The organism is Brachyspira hampsonii 30446 (assembly GCF_000316195.1).
Taxonomy (GTDB): Bacteria; Spirochaetota; Brachyspiria; order Brachyspirales; family Brachyspiraceae; genus Brachyspira; species Brachyspira hampsonii_C.
Map to the genome: position 1 here is coordinate 406,379 of NZ_JH994110.1, position 20,074 is coordinate 426,452.

Below are 20,074 nucleotides of genomic sequence, written 5' to 3' on the forward strand. Positions count from 1 at the left end.
TAAATTTATTATATATAATTAGCCTGCAATTTTTGTTAGTAAATAAATTAAAATAATCTATATTTATAAAACCTATATTAATAAATCTAATTATCAAACAATTTTTATATATTATTTTTTATTAAGCACTGTAACAGCTTATCTTTGATAATTTAACATTAAAATATCATAAAATAATATCAATACTGCAGTTAAATTTACAAAAATAGTTATTATTAGCTATAGATTTTTTTATTTTTTTAATTAAACTTTTACAATAAGAGTTCTATCTTAAGTACATTACATTAAAACGGAGAAAAGTATGGAAAGAGCATATATAAAAAACATAGCTTACTATGTACCTGAAAGAATATTAGATAATAAATATTTTGAAAGTATATTGGACACTAACAATGAATGGATAATAACTCGTACAGGAATAGAAACAAGACATATGGCAAGAGCAGATGAAACTATTTTTGAAATGGGTTTGAATGCTGTTAGAAACTTAGAAAAAAAAGGTGTTGATTTGCAGGAGGTTGATGCAATATTGGTACCTACTGTAACAAAAGATTATATATTCCCTTCTATGGCAGGACAATTGCAAAAAACATTGGGATTAAAACACTGCTTTGCTACCGATATATCTGCAGCTTGCTCTGGATATATATATGCATTAAACACAGCTGTTGCTTTAATAGAAAGCGGACAATGTAAAAATGTACTTATAGTTTCAAGCGAAAAACTTACTAAAGATATTAATTGGAAAGACAGAGGAACTGCTATTTTATTCGGAGATGCTGCTACTGCTTCATTAATAACAGCAAGAAATGACGGTAAAGGTATAATAGGAATGCATATGCAAAGTGAGCCGGATATGAGTATTGTACTTAATGGAGGAAGCGTTTGTCCTATAAGAGCCGATGATATAGAGGCACCTGAATTCAAGATATATATGGAAGGATCTGAAACTTTTAAAAGAGCTGTTACTGAGTTTTCTAATAGCATAGATAAAGTTTTGGCAGATTCAGGAAAACAATTAAGCGATGTTAAATATTTTGTACCTCATCAGGCTAATTTAAGAATTATGCAGGCTGTTGCCAAAAGAATAGGGCTTCCTATGGAAAAAGTAAGTGTTGTATTAAACAAATTTGGAAACTGTTCTTCTGCAAGTATAGGATTAGCTCTAACTGATGCTTTAGATAATAATAAAATTAATGATGGAGATTTGGTTCTTCTTACAGGATTCGGCGGCGGATTTACTTGGGGGTCTACTTTAATGATTTGGTAATAAATTTTTAAATCATTGACAGTTGATAATTTACATAATATTCATTTTTTATTACTGCTAAATTTTTTATATATAAAGGTAAAACTTATAAAAACAGCTAATGATGAAATAAATCAATCATTAGCTGTTTAATTTTTATTTTGATAAAAATTATATTTCTATTCAAGTCCGTATATTTTCAAAAACTCACTTAATATAGTATGCATAATTATTCTTTTTTTGTCATAATCTAAATTTCTAGTAAGCTCTATTCCAAAAGATTCTATATTCTTTTTAGCCGCATAATAAGTAATAGTTGTAGGCATAGGATAATACATTTGTTTAAATTTAAACTTCATAGGCTCTATCCTTGAGTTTATATTATCAAGTACTTTTACAACTTTATCATCTAATTTTCTGCTGTCATATATTATAGAATCTCCAAAAAATTCTTTGAATCCGTTTCCCTCATGAAGAGTAAGTACAACATCTATATCATATTCATCAAGCATATTCATATACTCTTTGGCTAATTTATCAGTATCGGTTCTGCTTATACTTTTATCAAAGAATCTATTATTAATATCCTGTCCTTCTATTGCTCTAGTATTTTTTCTATATGCTTCAGGTACAGCAATAGGTACTATAGTAAGACTTCCTTTTTTTATAGGCATATTGATTCTTTCCATAGCAACATCAGTACCGACTCTCTCGCTTCCATGAGGCACTATTAAAAATATATTAGGTCCTTTTTCCGGGTGAACCACTCTGTATATAGTATTTTCGTTCTTAGTACCTTCCATTATTTTGAAATTGTATCTGTCTATATCTTCATTTAAATGGCTTGCTACTTCGCTTTCTAATTGTCTTGATACATTTTCAATTAGGGCTTTTTCATTTTCTGTAGTTCTGTAGGGGCCGTTAAGCATTGGTATTATAGATGTTTTATGATTAGGTTCTAAAAAATAGCTTACTCCTAAAGATGCCTCAGGAGTAATTTTTACAGCATTATTATATGTTATAACGGATACTTCATCATCATAAGAAACTATAGCAAAAGATTTTCCTTTGAAATTATATCCTTTGCCTTCTTTTGTTAAAGTCATTTGAATATCATCATTATGTTTGCTTTTTACATAAATATATCCTGAATCCAAAGTGAATTTATTATCCTCATAAGTGAGCTTTGAACTAGGCATAAGTATAATTGATTTCTCTCCGTTATCTATTACTAAATAAGATTCCTCTTTTGTAGATATAGAGAAATAATTAGTGGGAAAACTTTTTTTTATATCCATATCAGCATGCTCTTCATTAACTATTACAGATGCCTCGCCTTGTCTGGATATAATTTTAAAATTATTCGCCGATAATAAAGAACTAAGTATTATTGTTAATATTATTATATATTTGCTCATCATTAAAACCATTAAATAAAAGATATCGTTTTAATTGTCGCAAAAAAATAAAAATGCTTTAAATAAAATTTTATTTAAAGCATCTTATATAAATTTATGGTAGTGAGAATAGAATTAATCTGCTTTTGAATATAGAATATCCTCCGGAGATATTACTGTTACTATTTTATTATATTTTGCTGAAATAGGGACTCCGTCATCTCTTAATGTGATATCAAGTATGTAATTATAGTCAATATATTCAAAATATATACTTGGTAATATACTCGCATCCTGGGAATTATATGTATTTATGGATATGCCTGAATATAAAAGTCCGAGTATTATAGTATATCCGTAAAATCCGGATCCTTTAGATAAATCAAAGAATTTTGAAGGTATTTTAAGTTTTTGAATATCATTTTCATAATATGTTACAAAATCTCCTTCTACATCTACAGTTCTTTTTAAACCATTATCTGTTCTGCTTCTTTTTCCCCAATATCCTTTATCTATTCCTTCTTTATCAGAAGGAGCCTTATCAATAATGCCGGCTATTATATCTGAATTTTTTTTATTTCTTATATATACATATCCTACAGTTTCATATTCATCTGTAGGAAATTGAATCTCTCCAACCCAATCTGAAGAACTTACTATATATCCGAAATATCTGTCATAATATTTATTTTTATTTTCATCTGCAATGCTGTAAATATCATCTTTAGTGAAATTTACTTTTGTTGTTTTATTTGATACAATTAAACCGTTTATTCCTCCATTTTCTATGACAACATCAACTGCATTATTTCCTGTTTCATCGGCATTAAAAAATTTCCAAACAGTATTGTATTTAGCATCTAAACCTTTAACTGTATACTCGCTGTTTTCTTTAGTAATAGGTGATGTTGAATTACTTGCATTTTTACCGCAACTTATAATTAGTAAAAATAATAGAATTGTAAAAGTTAAATAGATTGTTTTTTTTATCATGATATATCCTTTATAAAAAATTTACTATTATGTAATATGTTTTTACATAAGAATAATTACTAAATAGTAATTCAACAATAAATATAATAAAAATTATCAATTTATTTATAACTTTTTTAGAAAAAGTATGAAAAAATTATGTATTATAATTCTAATATAAAAAACTTCCTAATATAATTAATACATATAATTGACAATTAATAAAAATGAATATATTATAAAAAATATGAAACTTGTTATTGAATAAAGCTCCGGAAATATTTTATCATTATTGTTGGGGCATACTAAAAAACAGTATGCTATAGTTCTTTATAGTTATTAAAGGTTATAAAATTTTTAATATGTTTTTTATTTAATTTATTCAAAGGAAAGTTTCATGTATTTAATAAAATTTTCATTTATTTTATTCATTTCAAATATATTAAATACCTATACAGCATTACAGATATAATATTTATTTCTCATTTGCTTGGCAGTAATTGAGTTATAGCATTAGGAAATTGTGCTTCTATAATGTTTATAATAACTTCTATATCTTTAGGCTTATCAATAGGCGGATCTGTTATAATATCAAAATATAAAGGTGCTGATGATAATACAAGATATAAGCAGGCAATAGGAAGTTTATTATTTTTATCTTCAGCAGCAGCTTTAATAATTTCAATAATAGGATTAATATTTTCAAATAAGATATTATTATTTATGAATATTCCAAAAGAATCATTTAAGTATGCTGATGATTATATAAAAATAATTTTTTCAGGGATATTTTTTATATTTCTATATTCTTATCTATCAGCTGTAATAAAATCAAGCGGAAAAGAAAAAGTATCATTATATTTTATGATAATTGCTGCATTACTAAATTTTATACTAAATTTTTTATTTTGTTATATTTTGAAATTATCTGTAAAAGGTGCAGCATTAGCTACTGTAACATCTCAGGCTGTTTCATTTTTACTGTCTTTATATTATATAAGAAAATTATTAACTTTTAATTTTGATATAAAAATAATAAAGGAGCTAATATTTATTTCTTTGCCTTGCATATTTCAAATTCTTATAATAAATATATCATATTTTTTTGTTAATATAATGATGAATAAATATGACACTATTACAGGATTTACAATAGGATTAAAAATAAATACTTTTATAGGTATGATTTCTTGGTCTATAGGAGAGGCTTTAAGTATAATTGTTTCAAATAGTATAGGAAAAAAAGATTACATAAAAATAAAAAGCATGGTTAATTTTGCCGTATTATTTAATATATCTGCTACAGTAATAGCAATAATATTTATACATCTATTTCTTAAAAATATAATAGCTATATTCTACAGCGGAGATGATAAAGTTATTAATGATATTATTTTCTATATAAAAATAATGGTATTACTTATGCTTTAATGTATGTATTAGATAGTTTTTTAATAGGCATTCAAAAATCATATTTGGCTTTTATTAATTCATTTATAGATTCTATAATATTTAAAATAATAATATCAAAAATATTAGAAATATACATAGGATATTTAGGAATATATATTGCGATGGCATTGTCAAGTATAGTTCCCGCTTTTATAGGGTTAATATACTTTTATATATTTGTAAGAAAAATTACTTACAATAAACTTTATTAAAATAATACGCATGTTAAATTAGCTGTAAATATAATAAAAATAAACAATTATTAATGCACATTATATTTAATATAGTTTTGACATGCGGTATATAGATTAACAAATTTAAAAAACCTTGGGTGGGGGCTCAATAACAAGAAAATTTAAAGTTTATATTGCAGATTCAAACTATAAATATAAGGGGTGGGGTGTGTAATTAAATTTAAAAACCTAATTACATACCCCGCCCTTTAGATTTTAGAATTCTTTTTACAACTGATAAATATATTTTAATTTAAAGTTTAAATCATAAAAGCATACCCGCCCTAGCTGTGTTTAAATTTAAAAATTTTTTTAACGCACGATGAACGCATTTATATATATTATTAAAATTGTAATTTAAACGTTTTTATATTTGAAATTTTATTCACCGTGCGTAAATATAAAAATAAGAAATATGTTTTAATTAACTATTTAAATCTGAAATATATTTATACTAAAGATAAATATGCTGCGCAATTTTTATAAAGAGCATTAAACATTAAATAATGAGATAAAAATATATTAATTAACTATAGCCTCTTTAAATCTGAAATCTATTTATCATAAATAAAAATTGCTGCGCTAAGAATATATTTATACTAAAGTATAAATATGCTGCGCAATTTTTATAAAGAGTATTAAACATTAAATAAAGAGATAAAAATTATTAATTAACTATAGCCTCTTTAAATCTGAAATCTATTCTGTGAGTTTGATTATCCTGATTCTGCAATGTCTTTAATATGGCAGCCAAATCTACAAATTTATCAGTTTTCACATACTTTTCTAATATCACCTGCACCTGATATCCCCTAGGATAAAGTATTAAATCATCTCCATAGGCATTAATCTCGGATATAAGATTGTATATTTCATTATGATTAGTTTTTAAATCATATATAACAGATGAAAGATATTTAGAATAATCATTTTCTACCATTTTATTTGTAGGATTAATGCTTAGCCCTGTTATATATGGAACATCATAATTGTGAATAATATTATCTTTGAGAATATATCCGTCATCTGTAATTTCATATATTCCGCTGCTGGATTCTAATAAAAATAATGTTCCTCTTTCTATTACATTTATAATAAGTAAATCAGGAAAAGAAGTTTTTATGCTTTCTACCTGAAGTCTGGGATTATTTTCTATATCAGACTTTATTTCTTTTTTAGGTACATTAAAAATACTTACATTATTGTACTTTGATAATCCAGCTTCTTCCATTATATCTATAGCATTTAAAACTTCTAATCCCCGTATTTCCACTCTTAATATTCTAGCCTTATTTATAATCACAACAAGAAATAATATTATAACAGCTGAAACAAAAAAGATAATTATTTTTTTTATTATATTTTTCTGTTTATCGCTAAGTTTATTTTTTTTAAGCTTTTTTCTAAGTTTATTATCTTTAAAATCTTTCATTATAATATCATCTTTTATTGTTTAATTATAAATTATTAATTAACAGAACATCCTGCATCGAAACCTTTTTCTGTAGTCATAAGCGAAAGGGTTTCTCCATTATCAGCTAAAAGAAGCATACCATGAGATGTAACACCTCTGAATTTTTTAGGCTTTAAATTTGCCAAATAAAGAACTGTTTTACCAACCATATCCTCAGGCTTGTAATATTCTGCTATAGAAGAAACAACTACTCTCTGCTCGCCGCATCCAATATCGAGTACAAATTTTAAAAGCTTATCAGCATTTTCTACTTTTTCAGCAAATAGTATTTTAGCAGTTAATAATTCTAATTTTTCAAAATCTTCTTTTTCTATATTAGGTTTATGCTTATCTTCTTTAGGAGGATTAATTTGTTTTTTATTATCTTCCATACTTGCACCTATTTCTTTTTCTATGTCGTATCTATTAAATAAAGGCTCACCTTTTTCAATTTTTATTCCGGATTTTAAAGAACCCCATTGCTTAGCACTTTCCAAAGAAACACTGTCTCCAAGTCCTAATCTATTAAATACTTTTTTAGGTGTTTCTATAAAGAATATTTGTAAATATGCAGTTACTATATAATAAACTTGGAAAGAAATATACATTACATTGGCAAGATGCTCTCTTTTACTTTCGTCTTTGGCCAAATTCCAAGGTGCACTCTCTTCAACATATTTATTAGTAGTTCTAATTACTTCCCAAATATAAGCTAAAGCCTCATGAAATTTAAAACTATCTAAAGCAGATTCTACATTAGCATCAAGAGTAAGAACCATTTTTTTAAGTTCTTTTTCTCTATCACCGTAAACACTCTCTGATTCATTAGGAAGAACACCGTCAAAATATTTTCCAAGCATAGTAGTGATTCTATGCCATAAGTTGCCGTAATCATTAGCTAAGTCGCTGTTTATTCTCTTTAAGAAAAGCTCCTGAGAATAATATCCGTCAGAACCGAAATTAATCTCTCTCATAAGGAAATATCTTAAAGAATCAACTCCATATTTATCAATTAAAGTATTGGGATCAACTACATTTCCTCTGCTTTTGCTCATCTTCTTTCCATCATCAAAAAGCACCCAGCCATGACCGAATACTTTTTTAGGAAGCGGTATATCAAGCATTTTAAGCATTATAGGCCATATAATAGCATGAAAACGCACTATCTCCTTACCTACAAAATGTACATCTGCAGGCCAATATTTTTTATATAATTCATCTTGTCCCTCTTCAGGATATCCTAAAGCTGTTATGTAATTAGCCAAAGCATCAATCCATACATATATACTATGCTCGCTGTCAACAGGACAAGGTATGCCCCATTGCAATCCCTTACGGCTTACTGCTAAATCCTCTAACCCCGGAAGCAAAAAGTTTTTAAGCATTTCATTTTGTCTTTCTTTAGGCTCTAAAAACTCAGGGTGTTCTTTATAATAATCTATTAACCATTGTCCGTACTGTGAAAGTTTGAGATAATAGCATTCTTCTTCTTTATATTCTAATTCTTTTTCACAATCTGGGCAGTAAAACTTTCCGTCATCTTTTTTCACTACCTGACTTTCAGTAAAAAATGCTTCATCGCTTACACAATAAAGTCCTTTATAAGCACCTTTATAAATATATCCTTTATCATAAAGAATTTTAAATATTTTCTGAACTCTTCTCTCATGATAGTCATCAGTAGTTCTTATATAATGACTATAATCAATATGAAGTCTTTTCCATAACTCTTTAGTGGCATTAACGATATTATCAACATAAGCCTTAGGAGTAGTTCCTGCTACTTCTGCTTTTCTTGCGATTTTCTCACCATGCTCATCAGTACCTGTTAGAAAATAAACATCGTATCCCATTATCTTCTTATATCTAGCCATAGTATCTGTAGCTATAGTGCAGTAGCAATGCCCTATATGAAGATAATCTGAAGGATAATATATCGGAGTTGTAATATAAAACTTTTTATCTGTCATCTGTATGCCTCCATGTCAAGTTATGTATCTTTAATATTTTAAAAACAAATCAATTATACTAAAATTAATGTTTTTTGTAAAGCTAAAAAATTAATATAGTATTTTATTTTGCTGTTAATATAATAATCAATGCTTGGCATATAGTTTTATGAAAGTACTATGTAATTTAAACAATATTGTATATGATTTTATCAATAAGTATAAAAAGTAAGTTTGATTTATTAAAAATAAATAATATAATTGATATGAATTTATTAAGGTTTAAGTATTATATCAAGCATCAATTTTTAAATATTATTGTATTCATATTGTTATTGCATAAAAATCTATTTTTTTAATGATAATTATAATAAAAAAATATACGCGTCATTTTTTGACACATAACTAATTTATACTTGAGAAAAAATATATTTATTTTAGGTAAAATAATTTTATGAAAAAAAGATATTCAATAAGATTTAAGATGCCTTTAATTATAAGTATAATAACTACAATACTTCTAATCATTACAATAACTATATTATCTTACAGGTCATTTATTGGTGTTAGTAAAACAACTTTTTCAGGATTTTCAAGTACAATAGAGGGATATAAGTCTATGATGGATTCATGGCTTTTTGACAATAAAACACTTATAAAAACTTATTCTATAACTCCAGCAGTAATTAATTATCTATTAAACAGCTACAGTACGAATGCAAATACACAATTAAATGAAACATTGCAGAAATTTGAATCTATAAATAAATTTTCTCTAGATATAGGCGTAACAGATATAAACGGCATTGTACTTGATAATGCAAAACATAATGAAATAGGGCAGAATATACAGGATTTAAGACCGGGTATATGGGATAGTTTTAAACAAAACAATTATGATACCGCTTACGGAAGCAAAATATTAAAATACGGAGATGATAATAAATGGTCGCTTACATTAATATCCGGAGTGAGAGATGCTAATAATAATTTAATAGGCTCTATATATATGACAATAAATTGGCAGGAACTCATAAATAAATTAAAGCAATTAAAACTAGATGAAACAGGAAGATTATTTGCATTAGACAATGAAGGAATTATAGTTGCAGACACCTATGATTATATAAATGAAAACGGAGGGGCTTATTTTAATCTAATAAAAAAAGATAATAAGCAAAACGGAATAATTAAATATAAAAATACAAGCAGCACTTCAAGAACAGCAGTATACACAAAATTGGAAGAAATGCCTTGGACATTAACTATGTCTATGAATGATAATATCATATATAAAGAAAATATAACCATGATTAAAATAGCTATAATAGTATGTATATTATCCGTTTTATTTATTAATAGCTTTACTTTATCATATATTAAAAAAACAATGTCTCCATTAGAAAGCTTAATGAAACAGGCACAAAATATATCAGAAGGACATATTGAAGTAAAAGAAATAAAAAAAGAAAGAAAAGATGAGTTTGGAATATTAGAAAAAACATTTAATATAATGAGCGAAAAATTATCAGAAGTTATTAATGAAGTAAATGAAACATCTAAAGAAATATTAGAATCAGCTCAGAACATGATGGAAAGCAGCAGCGAATTATCATCAAGAACATAATCTCAAGCCTCTAGTTTGGAAGAAACTGCAGCAAGCGTAGAAGAGATAGTGTCTACAATACAGTCATCAACTGAAAATGCAGTAAATGGAAAAGATATGATGAATGAATCTATCAATCATATAGGAGAGGCAGCATCAATCATTGCAGAAACTTCGTCAAACATAGAGGAGGTTTATAAATCAAGTGAAAAAATAAAAGACATAACAAAAATAATAGAAGATATAGCTTTTCAAACCAATATATTAGCTTTAAATGCCTCTGTAGAGGCGGCAAGAGCAGGAGAGCAGGGTAAAGGTTTTGCGGTAGTAGCAAGCGAAGTAAGAAATCTGGCACAAACTACTCAGGCTTCAGTAAAAGATATTACTCATTTAGTAGACAATACAGCAGAGCAAATTGATAATGCCACACAAACTGCTAGAAAATCTCAGGAATTATTTGAAGAACTTCAAAGTAAAGTTAAAGAAACTTCTAATTTAATGGAAAGCATATCAAATACGGCATTAGAACAGCAGTCTGGAGTTAATCAAATAAGTACCGCAATAAATAATATGGAAAGTGCCACAACTCAAAATGCTTCTTTAGCTGTTGATTCTAATAATTTATCTAAAAATCTTCTAAGCAGAGCAGAAAAACTTCAGCAAAGTATTTCATTTTTTCAATTATACAAATAATATAAAAAAGCATAAGATATTTATGTATTAATTATTTTTGAGAGTTTGATTTATTATTTTAGAGAAATAAGAATATAATTTTTTATATATAAAAAGAGAAGCTGTAAATGCAGCCTCTCTTTTTATTAAATATTAAAAAATAAAATATTTTATATCTCAAACAGTTAAAGCATTATTGCCATGTGAGTCTATTGTAACTATTAAAGGCATATCCTCAACAAACATTTCTCTAATTGCCTCTGTTCCTAAATCTTCAAAAGCTATAATTTTAGATTCTTTAACGCAATTAGACATATATGCAGCAGCACCTCCTATAGCTGTAAAATAACATCCTCCATATTTTACTATAGCATCTATAACTTCTTTCCCCCTTTTTCCCTTACCTATCATAGATAAAAGTCCTAATTCTATAAGTTTAGGAGAATAAGCATCCATTCTATAACTAGTAGTAGGTCCGACGCTTCCTATAACTTCATTAGGTTTATTAGGAGAAGGTCCTGCATAAAATACTGTCTGATTTTGTAAATCAAAAGGCAGTTTTTCATTTTTATCTATCATTTCTATCAATCTCTTATGTGCTGCATCTCTGGCGGTATATATAGTTCCTGTTAAACTTACCATATCTCCTGCTTTTAATACTGATAAAACTTCTTTAGTTAAAGGGGATTTAAGTTTTTTTACTTCCATAAAGTCATTCTCCTTTTTTATTTCTTATAATACCGCTTCACAATGTCTGGTAACATGACATCCTGTACAAACACAAACAGGAAGTGCCGCTATATGAGTGGCATACATGTTAATATTAACGCATAGAGCTGTTGTTTTTCCGCCGAATCCTGAAGGACCTATATTCATTTTGTTTATATTTTCAAGCAATTCTTTTTCAAGCTGAGCCAAACGAGGATCTTCATTAACAGAGCCTATCTCTCTAAGTAAAGCCCTTTTAGCTATATCAGCACATTTTTCCATAGTGCCTCCAAGTCCTATACCTATAATCATTGGAGGACAGGCATTGGCACCTGCCATTTTTACAGTTTCATATACAAATTCTTTAACGCCTTCTATACCAGCCGAAGGAGGAAACATTTTTAATCTGCTCATATTTTCGCTTCCAAATCCCTTTGGAGCTACTACTATTTTTACTTTATCTCCTTCAACTATATTATAATGAATTATAGCAGGCGTATTATCATTAGTATTCTTTCTTTCAATAGGATCATTTACTACAGATTTTCTTAAATATCCGCTAGTATATCCTAATGCCACACCTTTGTTTATAGCATCTGTAAGATTCCCTCCTGTAAAATGAACATCCATTCCTATATCCATATAAACTATTGCCATTCCTGTATCCTGACATATTGGTTTGGCATTTTTTGAAGCTATTTCTGAATTTTCTATTAAAATGTTTAAAATATTCTTTGCAAGAAGATTTTCCTCTTTTTTTTCGTTTTCGATAAAGGCATTTTTAATATCTTGGTTTAAATTAATATTCGCCTCTATACATAATTTTGATATAATATCTGTTATAGTATCAACATGTAAATCACGCATAAAATATCCTGCCTTTTTAATTTATGTAAAATATTAATTTTTTTATACAATTCAAATGAAGTATAATATATAGTATATTGATAAATTATATATTTTCAATTTTTAAGAAAGATAATTGATATTTTGTATAGTGAAATATATACACTTTATAATAAAAAATAAATAAGTTTTTTAAATCCAAATAGAAAACATTTCGTTATATTAAATTATATCGGTGAAGAAGTTAATAAAATATTTATATATTAATATAAGAGCCTTCTTTTGCAAAAGCAAGATGCAGGTCAATTTCTTCTTTTTTGAGGAAAGCCATCAATTTACTGTATATTAAATCTATTTGAGCATCTGTTCTTTCCTGATTATGATGATGAAGTATAACATAAGGCACATCAGCATCTAGTCCTACCTGAATAGCATCATTCAAAGTAGAATGTCCCCAGCCTACATGTCCATTATAATATTCACTTTTTGTATATTCGCCTTCTATTATAAGGACATTAGCACCTCGTACAAAGTCTATTAGTCTTGCATGAAGCAAATCAGCATTATGATTGTAATGAGAAAGTGAAGGATGCTGTGCATGCAGACGCTTTTTATAAGGCTCATGATCTGTAAGATATACAACAGTTTTATTTCCTGAGGTTATTTTATATGAAAGTGTATGGCAAGGATGATTAACCCATAAACCTTCTATAGTCATATTTCCGAATGTTATTTTCTTTCCCTCATAAAATGCTTCAAATTTAAGGTTAGCTGCAAACTGCTCCAAATTAACAGGGAAATAATCTTTAGCTAGTATATTATTTATAGTATCATACATTTCTGTATAAGAATCTTTAGGTCCGTATATTGTAAAGCTGTATTTATCGGAGAAAAATGGGGCAAAGAAAGGTATGCCTATTATATGATCCCAATGGAAATGAGTTAATAATATTATGCTTTCAGTCTTTTCGGATTTTAAAGCATAATAACTTGCATTTTTAAGTCCGCTTCCGGCATCTAGTATTATATAAGTACCGTCATCATCTACAACTTGAATGCAAGATGTATTTCCGCCATATACGCTAAAACTGCTACCGGGGGTTGGTATAGATCCTCTGCTTCCAAGAAATCTTACTTTCACAAATAAACCTTAAATTATTATTTTATATTATATATCATAATACAATAATAAAAAAAAATCAATCTAATTTCAATTTTAAAAAACTATACAATTTTTATATAGTTGTATTATTACGGCATAAAGTTTATAATAAATATACATTATATAAAAGGTAATTAAAATATATGAGTGTATTAAAAATAATATCTTGGAATGTAAACGGAATAAGAGCAGCATACAAAAAAGGTCTGGTAGATTTTATAAAAAAAGAAAATCCGGATATAATATGTCTTCAGGAAACTAAGGCATTTGAAGAGCAGCTGCCTGAAGATTTAAGAAATATAGAAGGTTATGAACTTTTTATTAATCCTGCTGATCCTGAAATAAAAAAAGGATACAGCGGAGTTGCTATATATACTAAATTAAAACCAAATAAAGAAATAAAAAACAAATTAGGAAGTAAATTCTCAGACAGAGAAGGAAGAATATTATCATTAGAGTTTGATGATTTTACTATATTTAATGTATATTTCCCAAACGGCGGTAAATCTGAAGAGCATTTTCAATATAAACTTTCTTTCTATGATGAAATCACAAAACATTTAAGTAAGCTCAAAAAAAATACAAATGTAATATTATGCGGAGATATGAATATAGCTCATGAGGCTATAGATTTGGCAAGACCAAAAGAAAATGAAAAGAGTATAGGTTTCTTACCAGAGGAACGCGAAAAAATAACAGAATTTTTAAATAAGGGTTTTACTGATACATTTAGAATGTTTGTAAAAGAAGGCGGTCATTACAGCTGGTGGGATATGAAAACTAGATCCAGAGAAAAAAATGTGGGCTGGAGAATAGATTATTTCTTTGTTAACAATGAAATAGCTCCTAATATAAAAAGAGCTGATATATTAACTGATGTTATGGGAAGCGATCATTGTCCTATACTTATTGAATGGGATAAACAATAAAAACTGTAAATTAAAAAATTACTTGATTTTTTAAGGTTTTATAATATATTAAAAATTATTAAATATGATTCTATTTTTATATTATTAAAGGAGTTTGCATGGTTCGTACAATTATTGAGGATAAAACGGCAATAATAAATATAGAAAAAAATATAATATCTGAGAATGTAGATATACTAGAAGAAAAATTGAATTATATAAAAAATGCAGATATTTCTAATTTGATATTTGATTTCCATAATATAGAGTATATGTGTTCCTCTGCATTAGGATTGATTGCATTAGCTTTAAGGGTATCTTCAGAAAATGGAGGGGTTGTTTATTTTTGTTCTCTAAGCAAACAGTTAAAATCATTATTTGAAGCTACTAAATTTTTAACCATTGTAAAAACTGCTGATAATATAGATGAAGCCTTAAAAAATATTAAATAATATAAACAGGATATATATGTTAATAGAAACTATTAGATTCATATACTATTTATTAATGCAAACTCTAAGACTTTATTCTTTTATATGGTTTGTATGGATTATATTAAGCTGGCTTCAGGCTTTCGGAGCTATGCATTTGGACTATTATAATCCTATAGTAAACTTTTTTTATAAAATCACTGATGGAGTTATAGATAAAATATTCGGAGGAAGAAGACTTATTGTAGGTATTCTTGATTTATCTCCATTAGTATTTCTTTTGGTACTTCAATTAGTTGCTCCTATTATACTCAGAGTAGTATTCCAGTTTTTACTAAATCTAGCAGTTAGGATATAGAGCATATTATGAGTTCTTTAGATGATATAAGTAAATATATTGATGATGGTGATTATAGAAAAGCCATAGAAGAATTGGATATTATTATATCTAGAGAACCGGACAATGCCAGAGCTTTTTATATGAGGGGAAAATCAGCATTCATAGAGCTTCAGAACGAAGAGTTTGATAGAAATAAATATGATGCTAGAAGGGCTTTGATATATTCTACTATAGAATACGACCTTAATAAATCAATAGATATAGATCCTAATATAACAGATGCATATAGAGGGTTAATGTATCTTAATAGAGATTTGAAAAATGTTGATAAAGAAAGAGAATATGCTCAGATACTTCTTGAAAAAGATAATACTGCTTATGATGCTTTGTTAATACTTGCAAGCAGCTATTTAAATAATGGAGAAAATGAAGCAGATTTCTATCAGGCTATAGGATATTATGATGATTTTATCAGCAAGGTAAAGCCTGAAAAAACTAAAGCGGCAAGATTTGAAAGAGGTCTTTGCTATTATAATCTTAATATCCTTACAAAAGCTGATATAGAGGCTAATAAACTTATTTATGATTTTCCTTTTTATGATGATGCTTACTTTCTTAAAGGTATAATACTTGCCAAAAATGGTATAAAATCTGAGTTTTATGATGATGCTATATTCTTTTTGGATAGGGCTATAGAATTAAATGCTTCCAATTTTAATGCTATATATGAAAGAGCAGAATGGTATTTTAATAAAGAAAATTATAGAAAAGCTATAGAAAATTATAATGAGCTTTTAAAACATAATAATAAATATAGATTAGATGCTTTACTTGGTAAAATTCAGGCACTTCATGATTTAATTATAGAAAATGATGATAAAAATTATCCGGATAGTCAGGAAGAAGGAAAAGATTTAGCAGAAGTTTTTTATTTATTAGATAAAGTTATAGATGTAATAGGCATAAATACTCTTCAGTACAGATACTATAGAGGAAATTTATATGCTTATCAGGGTGAAATAAAAAAAGCAATAGCAGAATTCAAAAAAATACTCAATGAAAATAAAGAAGCATGGATTTATGAAAAAATTGCAGAATTATATCATAATTATGCTAAAAGTGATAATGATTATAGAGAGGCATTAAAATATTTATCTCATATAGATAAAATAGAATATAAATATTCTACATATTATCTATCTATATTTTCAAATTATGAAATAAAAAATTATGAGTCAGCAGCTCAATTATGCAAAGAATTTTTTGAATATGTAAATGATTATGATGATGAGATATATTATATAAGATTTATATATGCTCATTCTTTGCAGATGATAGGCTCTAATGATTATAAATTAATACTAGATAATTTTAAGATATGTTTAAATGGCAATCTCGATAAAGCTCCTATATACAGAGCTATAGCAAAGATAATGATTTATAATATGCCTAATGAATATACTAATGAAGGCATATATATGTTAAAAAAAGCTTTGGAATTAAATGATGCCATATCATATCATATATATGCTAAAGAATTATTTTACGGCGATATTATTACTCCGTATCCTGAACTAGCTATTTCTATGGCAAATATAGCATTTGATATAGATAATACTTTGGAATGTGCTTTAACTATTGTAGGAAGAGCTTATGAATTAGGAAGGGGAGTAGAGCAAAATGATTCTAAGGCTTTTGAAATGTATAATAAAGCTATGACAATATGCAAAAATAGTAATTCCAGATGTTCCTGTTCTAATGGGATTATAGCTCATTGTTATTATAAGGGAATAGGAGTAGAAAAAAATGAACAAATGGCTTATGATATAATAAAAAAAACCGTTGATGTTTTAGGTAATAATTCCCATGATTATGCGGCATTATTATATTCATATTTTGCTTTAAATAATATAGAAGGATTTGATTTAGTTACTTCTTTAACATTATTTGAAAATATAGATAATTATTCTCATAATATATATATTATAATGATGCTTAAAAGAATATATAAAAGATTGGGAAAGAAGAATGATGTTAAGAGAATGTCTAAAATGGAGAAAAAGGCATTAGAAACTACAGGGGAATTAAATTTAAATTACATAAGAAAATACATTAAAAATTTCAATAATTTCTATCCTATTTTAAATAGGGATTTTACACTTTGACAAAAAAATATATTAATAGTATTATAAACATATAAATAAAAATAAAAAAGAGGTAATAAATATGATAAACAAAACTATGAGTATAGGTGAGATTATACAGATATTTCCTGATTCTGTAGAAATAATGATGGGAAGAGGTCTTCATTGCGTAGGCTGTCATGTTGCAAGCTGGGAAAGTTTAGAAGAAGGATGCAGAGGACATGGCATGAGTGATGAAGTTATAGACAGTATAGTTAAAGAAATAAATGATAAATTAGAAGCCAGAAAATAATTGGTTTTTATATCAAAAAATAAGAGATAGTAAAAATACTATCTCTTTTTTTATGATTTTGATAATTCTATAAGTGTATTATTTTCCGTCTTTATATTCTCTAATTATTCCTCTGACTCTTATTGTAAGTCCATAAACTTTCTGTTCTGCTATAATAACATCTAAAGGAACTTGATTATATTTGTCTTTGGAAATTAAAGCATCTGTACCATATTTATCCTTTTCATAAACTCTTATAGTGGATAATTTATCCCGCTCCAATTTTGTTTTTAAATCTTCTCCATTTTCTATAGTAAATCTTATATCTGTTTTGACATTTTTTCCTTCAAGCCAATTAACTTTAAATGTGCCAATATTTTTGTCTACGAAACGCATAAAGAATACTAACGATAAAGCATCAAATGCCATGCCTTCAAATTCTACTTTTTCATCAACAGTTCTTTTGTCATTGAATAAATAATAGTTATCATAAAAAGTTAAAGATTCTTTATTAGTCCAATCTCCTTCAGAAGTATCTTTTTTCAAAACTATAGGTTTAAAATCATTGGTGCTTACCCATGCTTCAAATATATCGCTTACTTTATAAATCCAATTAGCTGCTCCTGTAGTATAAACATGGGCATATAAATGGTATGCTGGTACTCCGTTTACATTGCTTATAGCAAGGACTTTAGCTTCGAGTGTACCAACTTTTCCGCTTATATTAAATTCCGGTACCTGTGCTAAAACATCATACTTTATATATTCACCTACTTTAAATGTCTGATTGTATCCGAAAACCATATTAGAAATCAATACCATTATGATAAAAATATACTTCTTCATAAGACAAAATAATCTCCTTTACTGAAATATTAAATTCTTACATATTATATATACTGAAAAATTGAACTTTTGTCAAAGAGTTTTTACAATTTTTTATTGAATTTACAAAACAAAATTATTAAAAAAGAAAATTTTATCTTCATCTGCCCGCCCTCTATGCTTTTTGTTTTATTTTGAAATTTTTAATTTATGCTTTTTTATTGTCTAATTAGAAATCGAGGCACCCACCCAAGTTTATTTTAAATTTATTGCTTTCTAAACCGCACGCAGAATAAAATTTTTAATATATGATTATTTTGAAATTATAATTAAAACAATAAATAAAAGCTCATTTACCGTGCGTTAAATAATTTGTTAAATCTAATCAATACTAGGGCGGGCATGCTTTTTTAAAATTAGGCAAAATATATAAATGATGCCGTCATTTGAAATTAACGCATAAAAACCTAAAGGGCGGGGTTTAGAGAAAAATGTTTAAATTTAATAGTTTGAAGGTATTTATCTTGCAATAGTATTTTTTTAATATATTATATTGTAATTAATTTAAGGTTAAATTTTTATGGCTTTATTCTTACTTATAGGAGTTATGGCATTATCAGCTTCTGCAATATTTGTTAAGCTTGCTAATGCTCCTTCATCTATAATAGCATTTTATAGAATATTTATATCATTTTGTTTTATATCTGTGATAACAATATCAAAAAAATCTTCAAGAGAAGAACTTTTATCTGTTAGTAAGAAAGAAATAATACTTTCTGTGATATCAGGATTTTCACTAGCACTTCATTACTTTTTATGGTTTCAATCATTAAGCCTTACATCTGTTGCAAGCTCTACAGTTATAGTAACATTGCAGCCTTTATTTGCATTCATAGCAGGACATTTCTTTTTTAAAGAGGAGTACACTAAATTAGCCATTTTGGGTTTTATTATAGCAGTTATGGGTTCTGTCATAATAGGCTGGGGTGATTTTCAGATAAGCTCAAAAGCATTGCTTGGAGATTTTATAGCTTTTATATCGGCAGGACTTATAAGTACATACTTTATTATAGGACAATATACAAGAAAAAGATTATCAGCTTTAACTTGGATTAGTTTAACATATTTCAGTGCATTTATCTTTTTAGGGATTTTATCTTATATAATGCATACACCTTTTACAGGTTATTCATTAAATACTTGGATTAATATATTAGGAATTACATTCATATCAACTATGCTAGGACAGGTAATATTTACTTGGCTTTTAAAATATTTCTCAGCTACTATTATTTCTATGACTATATTAGGCGAAGCTGTGGGAACTTGTATACTAGGATACTTTATATTGCATGAAAGCATAAGTTTTAAGCAGTTTATAGGAATAACTGTTATATTAGCAGGAATAGCTTTATTTTTATGGGAAAAGAGAAAAACTATTTCTAAATAAAGGAGT

16 protein-coding genes and 1 pseudogene are annotated in these 20,074 nt (G+C 27.0%); 9 read left to right on the forward strand and 8 right to left on the reverse strand.

Translation table 11 applies throughout. From position 1 onward, the window contains the following. Positions 1–301: 301 nt before the first annotated feature. Positions 302–1,270, forward strand: a complete 969-nt coding sequence (locus tag A966_RS01880) for a beta-ketoacyl-ACP synthase III (protein ID WP_008721928.1) — start codon at positions 302–304, stop codon at positions 1,268–1,270. A gap of 158 nt (positions 1,271–1,428) precedes the next feature. Here A966_RS01880 and A966_RS01885 read toward each other — a convergent pair whose 3' ends face one another. Next, the gene (locus tag A966_RS01885; RefSeq protein ID WP_008721930.1) at positions 1,429–2,667 is read right to left on the reverse strand and encodes a M14 family metallopeptidase; all 1,239 of its coding nucleotides are present in this window, start codon (positions 2,665–2,667) and stop codon (positions 1,429–1,431) included. Positions 2,668–2,781: 114 nt separating this feature from the next. After that, positions 2,782–3,639 carry a hypothetical protein gene (locus A966_RS01890; RefSeq protein WP_008721931.1) on the reverse strand — a complete coding sequence of 286 codons (858 nt, stop codon included), beginning with the start codon at positions 3,637–3,639 and terminating at the stop codon, positions 2,782–2,784. Positions 3,640–4,152: 513 nt separating this feature from the next. Here A966_RS01890 and A966_RS01895 point away from each other — a divergent pair. Next, positions 4,153–5,049 (forward strand): MATE family efflux transporter, encoded by an 897-nt coding sequence (locus A966_RS01895; protein WP_232817728.1) that lies wholly within the window; start codon positions 4,153–4,155, stop codon positions 5,047–5,049. Between the two features lie 921 nt (positions 5,050–5,970). On the opposite strand, the gene A966_RS01900 is transcribed toward A966_RS01895, so the two are convergent. Both A966_RS01900 and metG read right to left on the reverse strand, forming a co-directional pair. Further along, positions 5,971–6,735 (reverse strand): cell division protein FtsQ/DivIB, encoded by a 765-nt coding sequence (locus A966_RS01900; RefSeq protein ID WP_008721933.1) that lies wholly within the window; start codon positions 6,733–6,735, stop codon positions 5,971–5,973. 35 nt (positions 6,736–6,770) lie between these two features. Continuing rightward, a complete protein-coding gene (gene metG, locus A966_RS01905) occupies positions 6,771–8,726 on the reverse strand; it encodes a methionine--tRNA ligase (protein ID WP_008721934.1) in 1,956 nt (651 codons plus the stop codon). A gap of 433 nt (positions 8,727–9,159) precedes the next feature. Between metG and A966_RS01910 the strand changes: the two are divergent. After that, positions 9,160–11,004 (forward strand): annotated as a pseudogene (locus A966_RS01910) (methyl-accepting chemotaxis protein). A 156-nt stretch (positions 11,005–11,160) separates the two neighbouring features. On the opposite strand, the gene A966_RS01915 reads toward A966_RS01910, so the two are convergent. The 3 genes from A966_RS01915 to A966_RS01925 all read right to left on the reverse strand — a co-directional run bounded on the left by A966_RS01915 (position 11,161) and on the right by A966_RS01925 (position 13,678). Continuing rightward, on the reverse strand, positions 11,161–11,691 hold the full coding sequence (locus tag A966_RS01915; RefSeq protein ID WP_008721937.1) for a Fe-S-containing hydro-lyase: 531 nt from the start codon (positions 11,689–11,691) through the stop codon (positions 11,161–11,163). Positions 11,692–11,715: 24 nt separating this feature from the next. Next, entirely contained in the window at positions 11,716–12,558 is an 843-nt protein-coding gene (locus A966_RS01920; protein WP_008721939.1) for a fumarate hydratase, read from the reverse strand. Positions 12,559–12,793: 235 nt separating this feature from the next. Continuing rightward, positions 12,794–13,678, reverse strand: a complete 885-nt coding sequence (locus tag A966_RS01925) for an MBL fold metallo-hydrolase (RefSeq protein WP_008721941.1) — start codon at positions 13,676–13,678, stop codon at positions 12,794–12,796. Positions 13,679–13,842: 164 nt separating this feature from the next. Between A966_RS01925 and A966_RS01930 the strand changes: the two genes are divergently transcribed. From A966_RS01930 to A966_RS01950, 5 genes are all read left to right on the forward strand, one after another. Further along, positions 13,843–14,628 carry an exodeoxyribonuclease III gene (locus A966_RS01930; RefSeq protein ID WP_008721945.1) on the forward strand — a complete coding sequence of 262 codons (786 nt, stop codon included), beginning with the start codon at positions 13,843–13,845 and terminating at the stop codon, positions 14,626–14,628. A gap of 98 nt (positions 14,629–14,726) precedes the next feature. Further along, positions 14,727–15,059: an STAS domain-containing protein gene (locus A966_RS01935; protein WP_008721947.1), complete on the forward strand. Its 333-nt coding sequence runs from the start codon at positions 14,727–14,729 to the stop codon at positions 15,057–15,059. Positions 15,060–15,075: 16 nt separating this feature from the next. After that, complete coding sequence (locus A966_RS01940) at positions 15,076–15,396, forward strand: YggT family protein (protein WP_008721950.1); 321 nt, start codon at positions 15,076–15,078, stop codon at positions 15,394–15,396. Positions 15,397–15,404: 8 nt separating this feature from the next. After that, the gene (locus tag A966_RS01945) at positions 15,405–17,543 is read left to right on the forward strand and encodes a tetratricopeptide repeat protein (RefSeq protein WP_008721952.1); all 2,139 of its coding nucleotides are present in this window, start codon (positions 15,405–15,407) and stop codon (positions 17,541–17,543) included. 61 nt (positions 17,544–17,604) lie between these two features. Next, complete coding sequence (locus A966_RS01950) at positions 17,605–17,814, forward strand: DUF1858 domain-containing protein (protein WP_008721953.1); 210 nt, start codon at positions 17,605–17,607, stop codon at positions 17,812–17,814. 78 nt (positions 17,815–17,892) lie between these two features. On the opposite strand, the gene A966_RS01955 is transcribed toward A966_RS01950, so the two are convergent. Beyond that, positions 17,893–18,639: a DUF3108 domain-containing protein gene (locus tag A966_RS01955; RefSeq protein WP_008721955.1), complete on the reverse strand. Its 747-nt coding sequence runs from the start codon at positions 18,637–18,639 to the stop codon at positions 17,893–17,895. A 559-nt stretch (positions 18,640–19,198) separates the two neighbouring features. On the opposite strand from A966_RS01955, the gene A966_RS01960 reads away from it, so the two are divergent. Beyond that, complete coding sequence (locus A966_RS01960) at positions 19,199–20,068, forward strand: DMT family transporter (RefSeq protein ID WP_008721957.1); 870 nt, start codon at positions 19,199–19,201, stop codon at positions 20,066–20,068. Positions 20,069–20,074 lie beyond the last annotated feature (6 nt).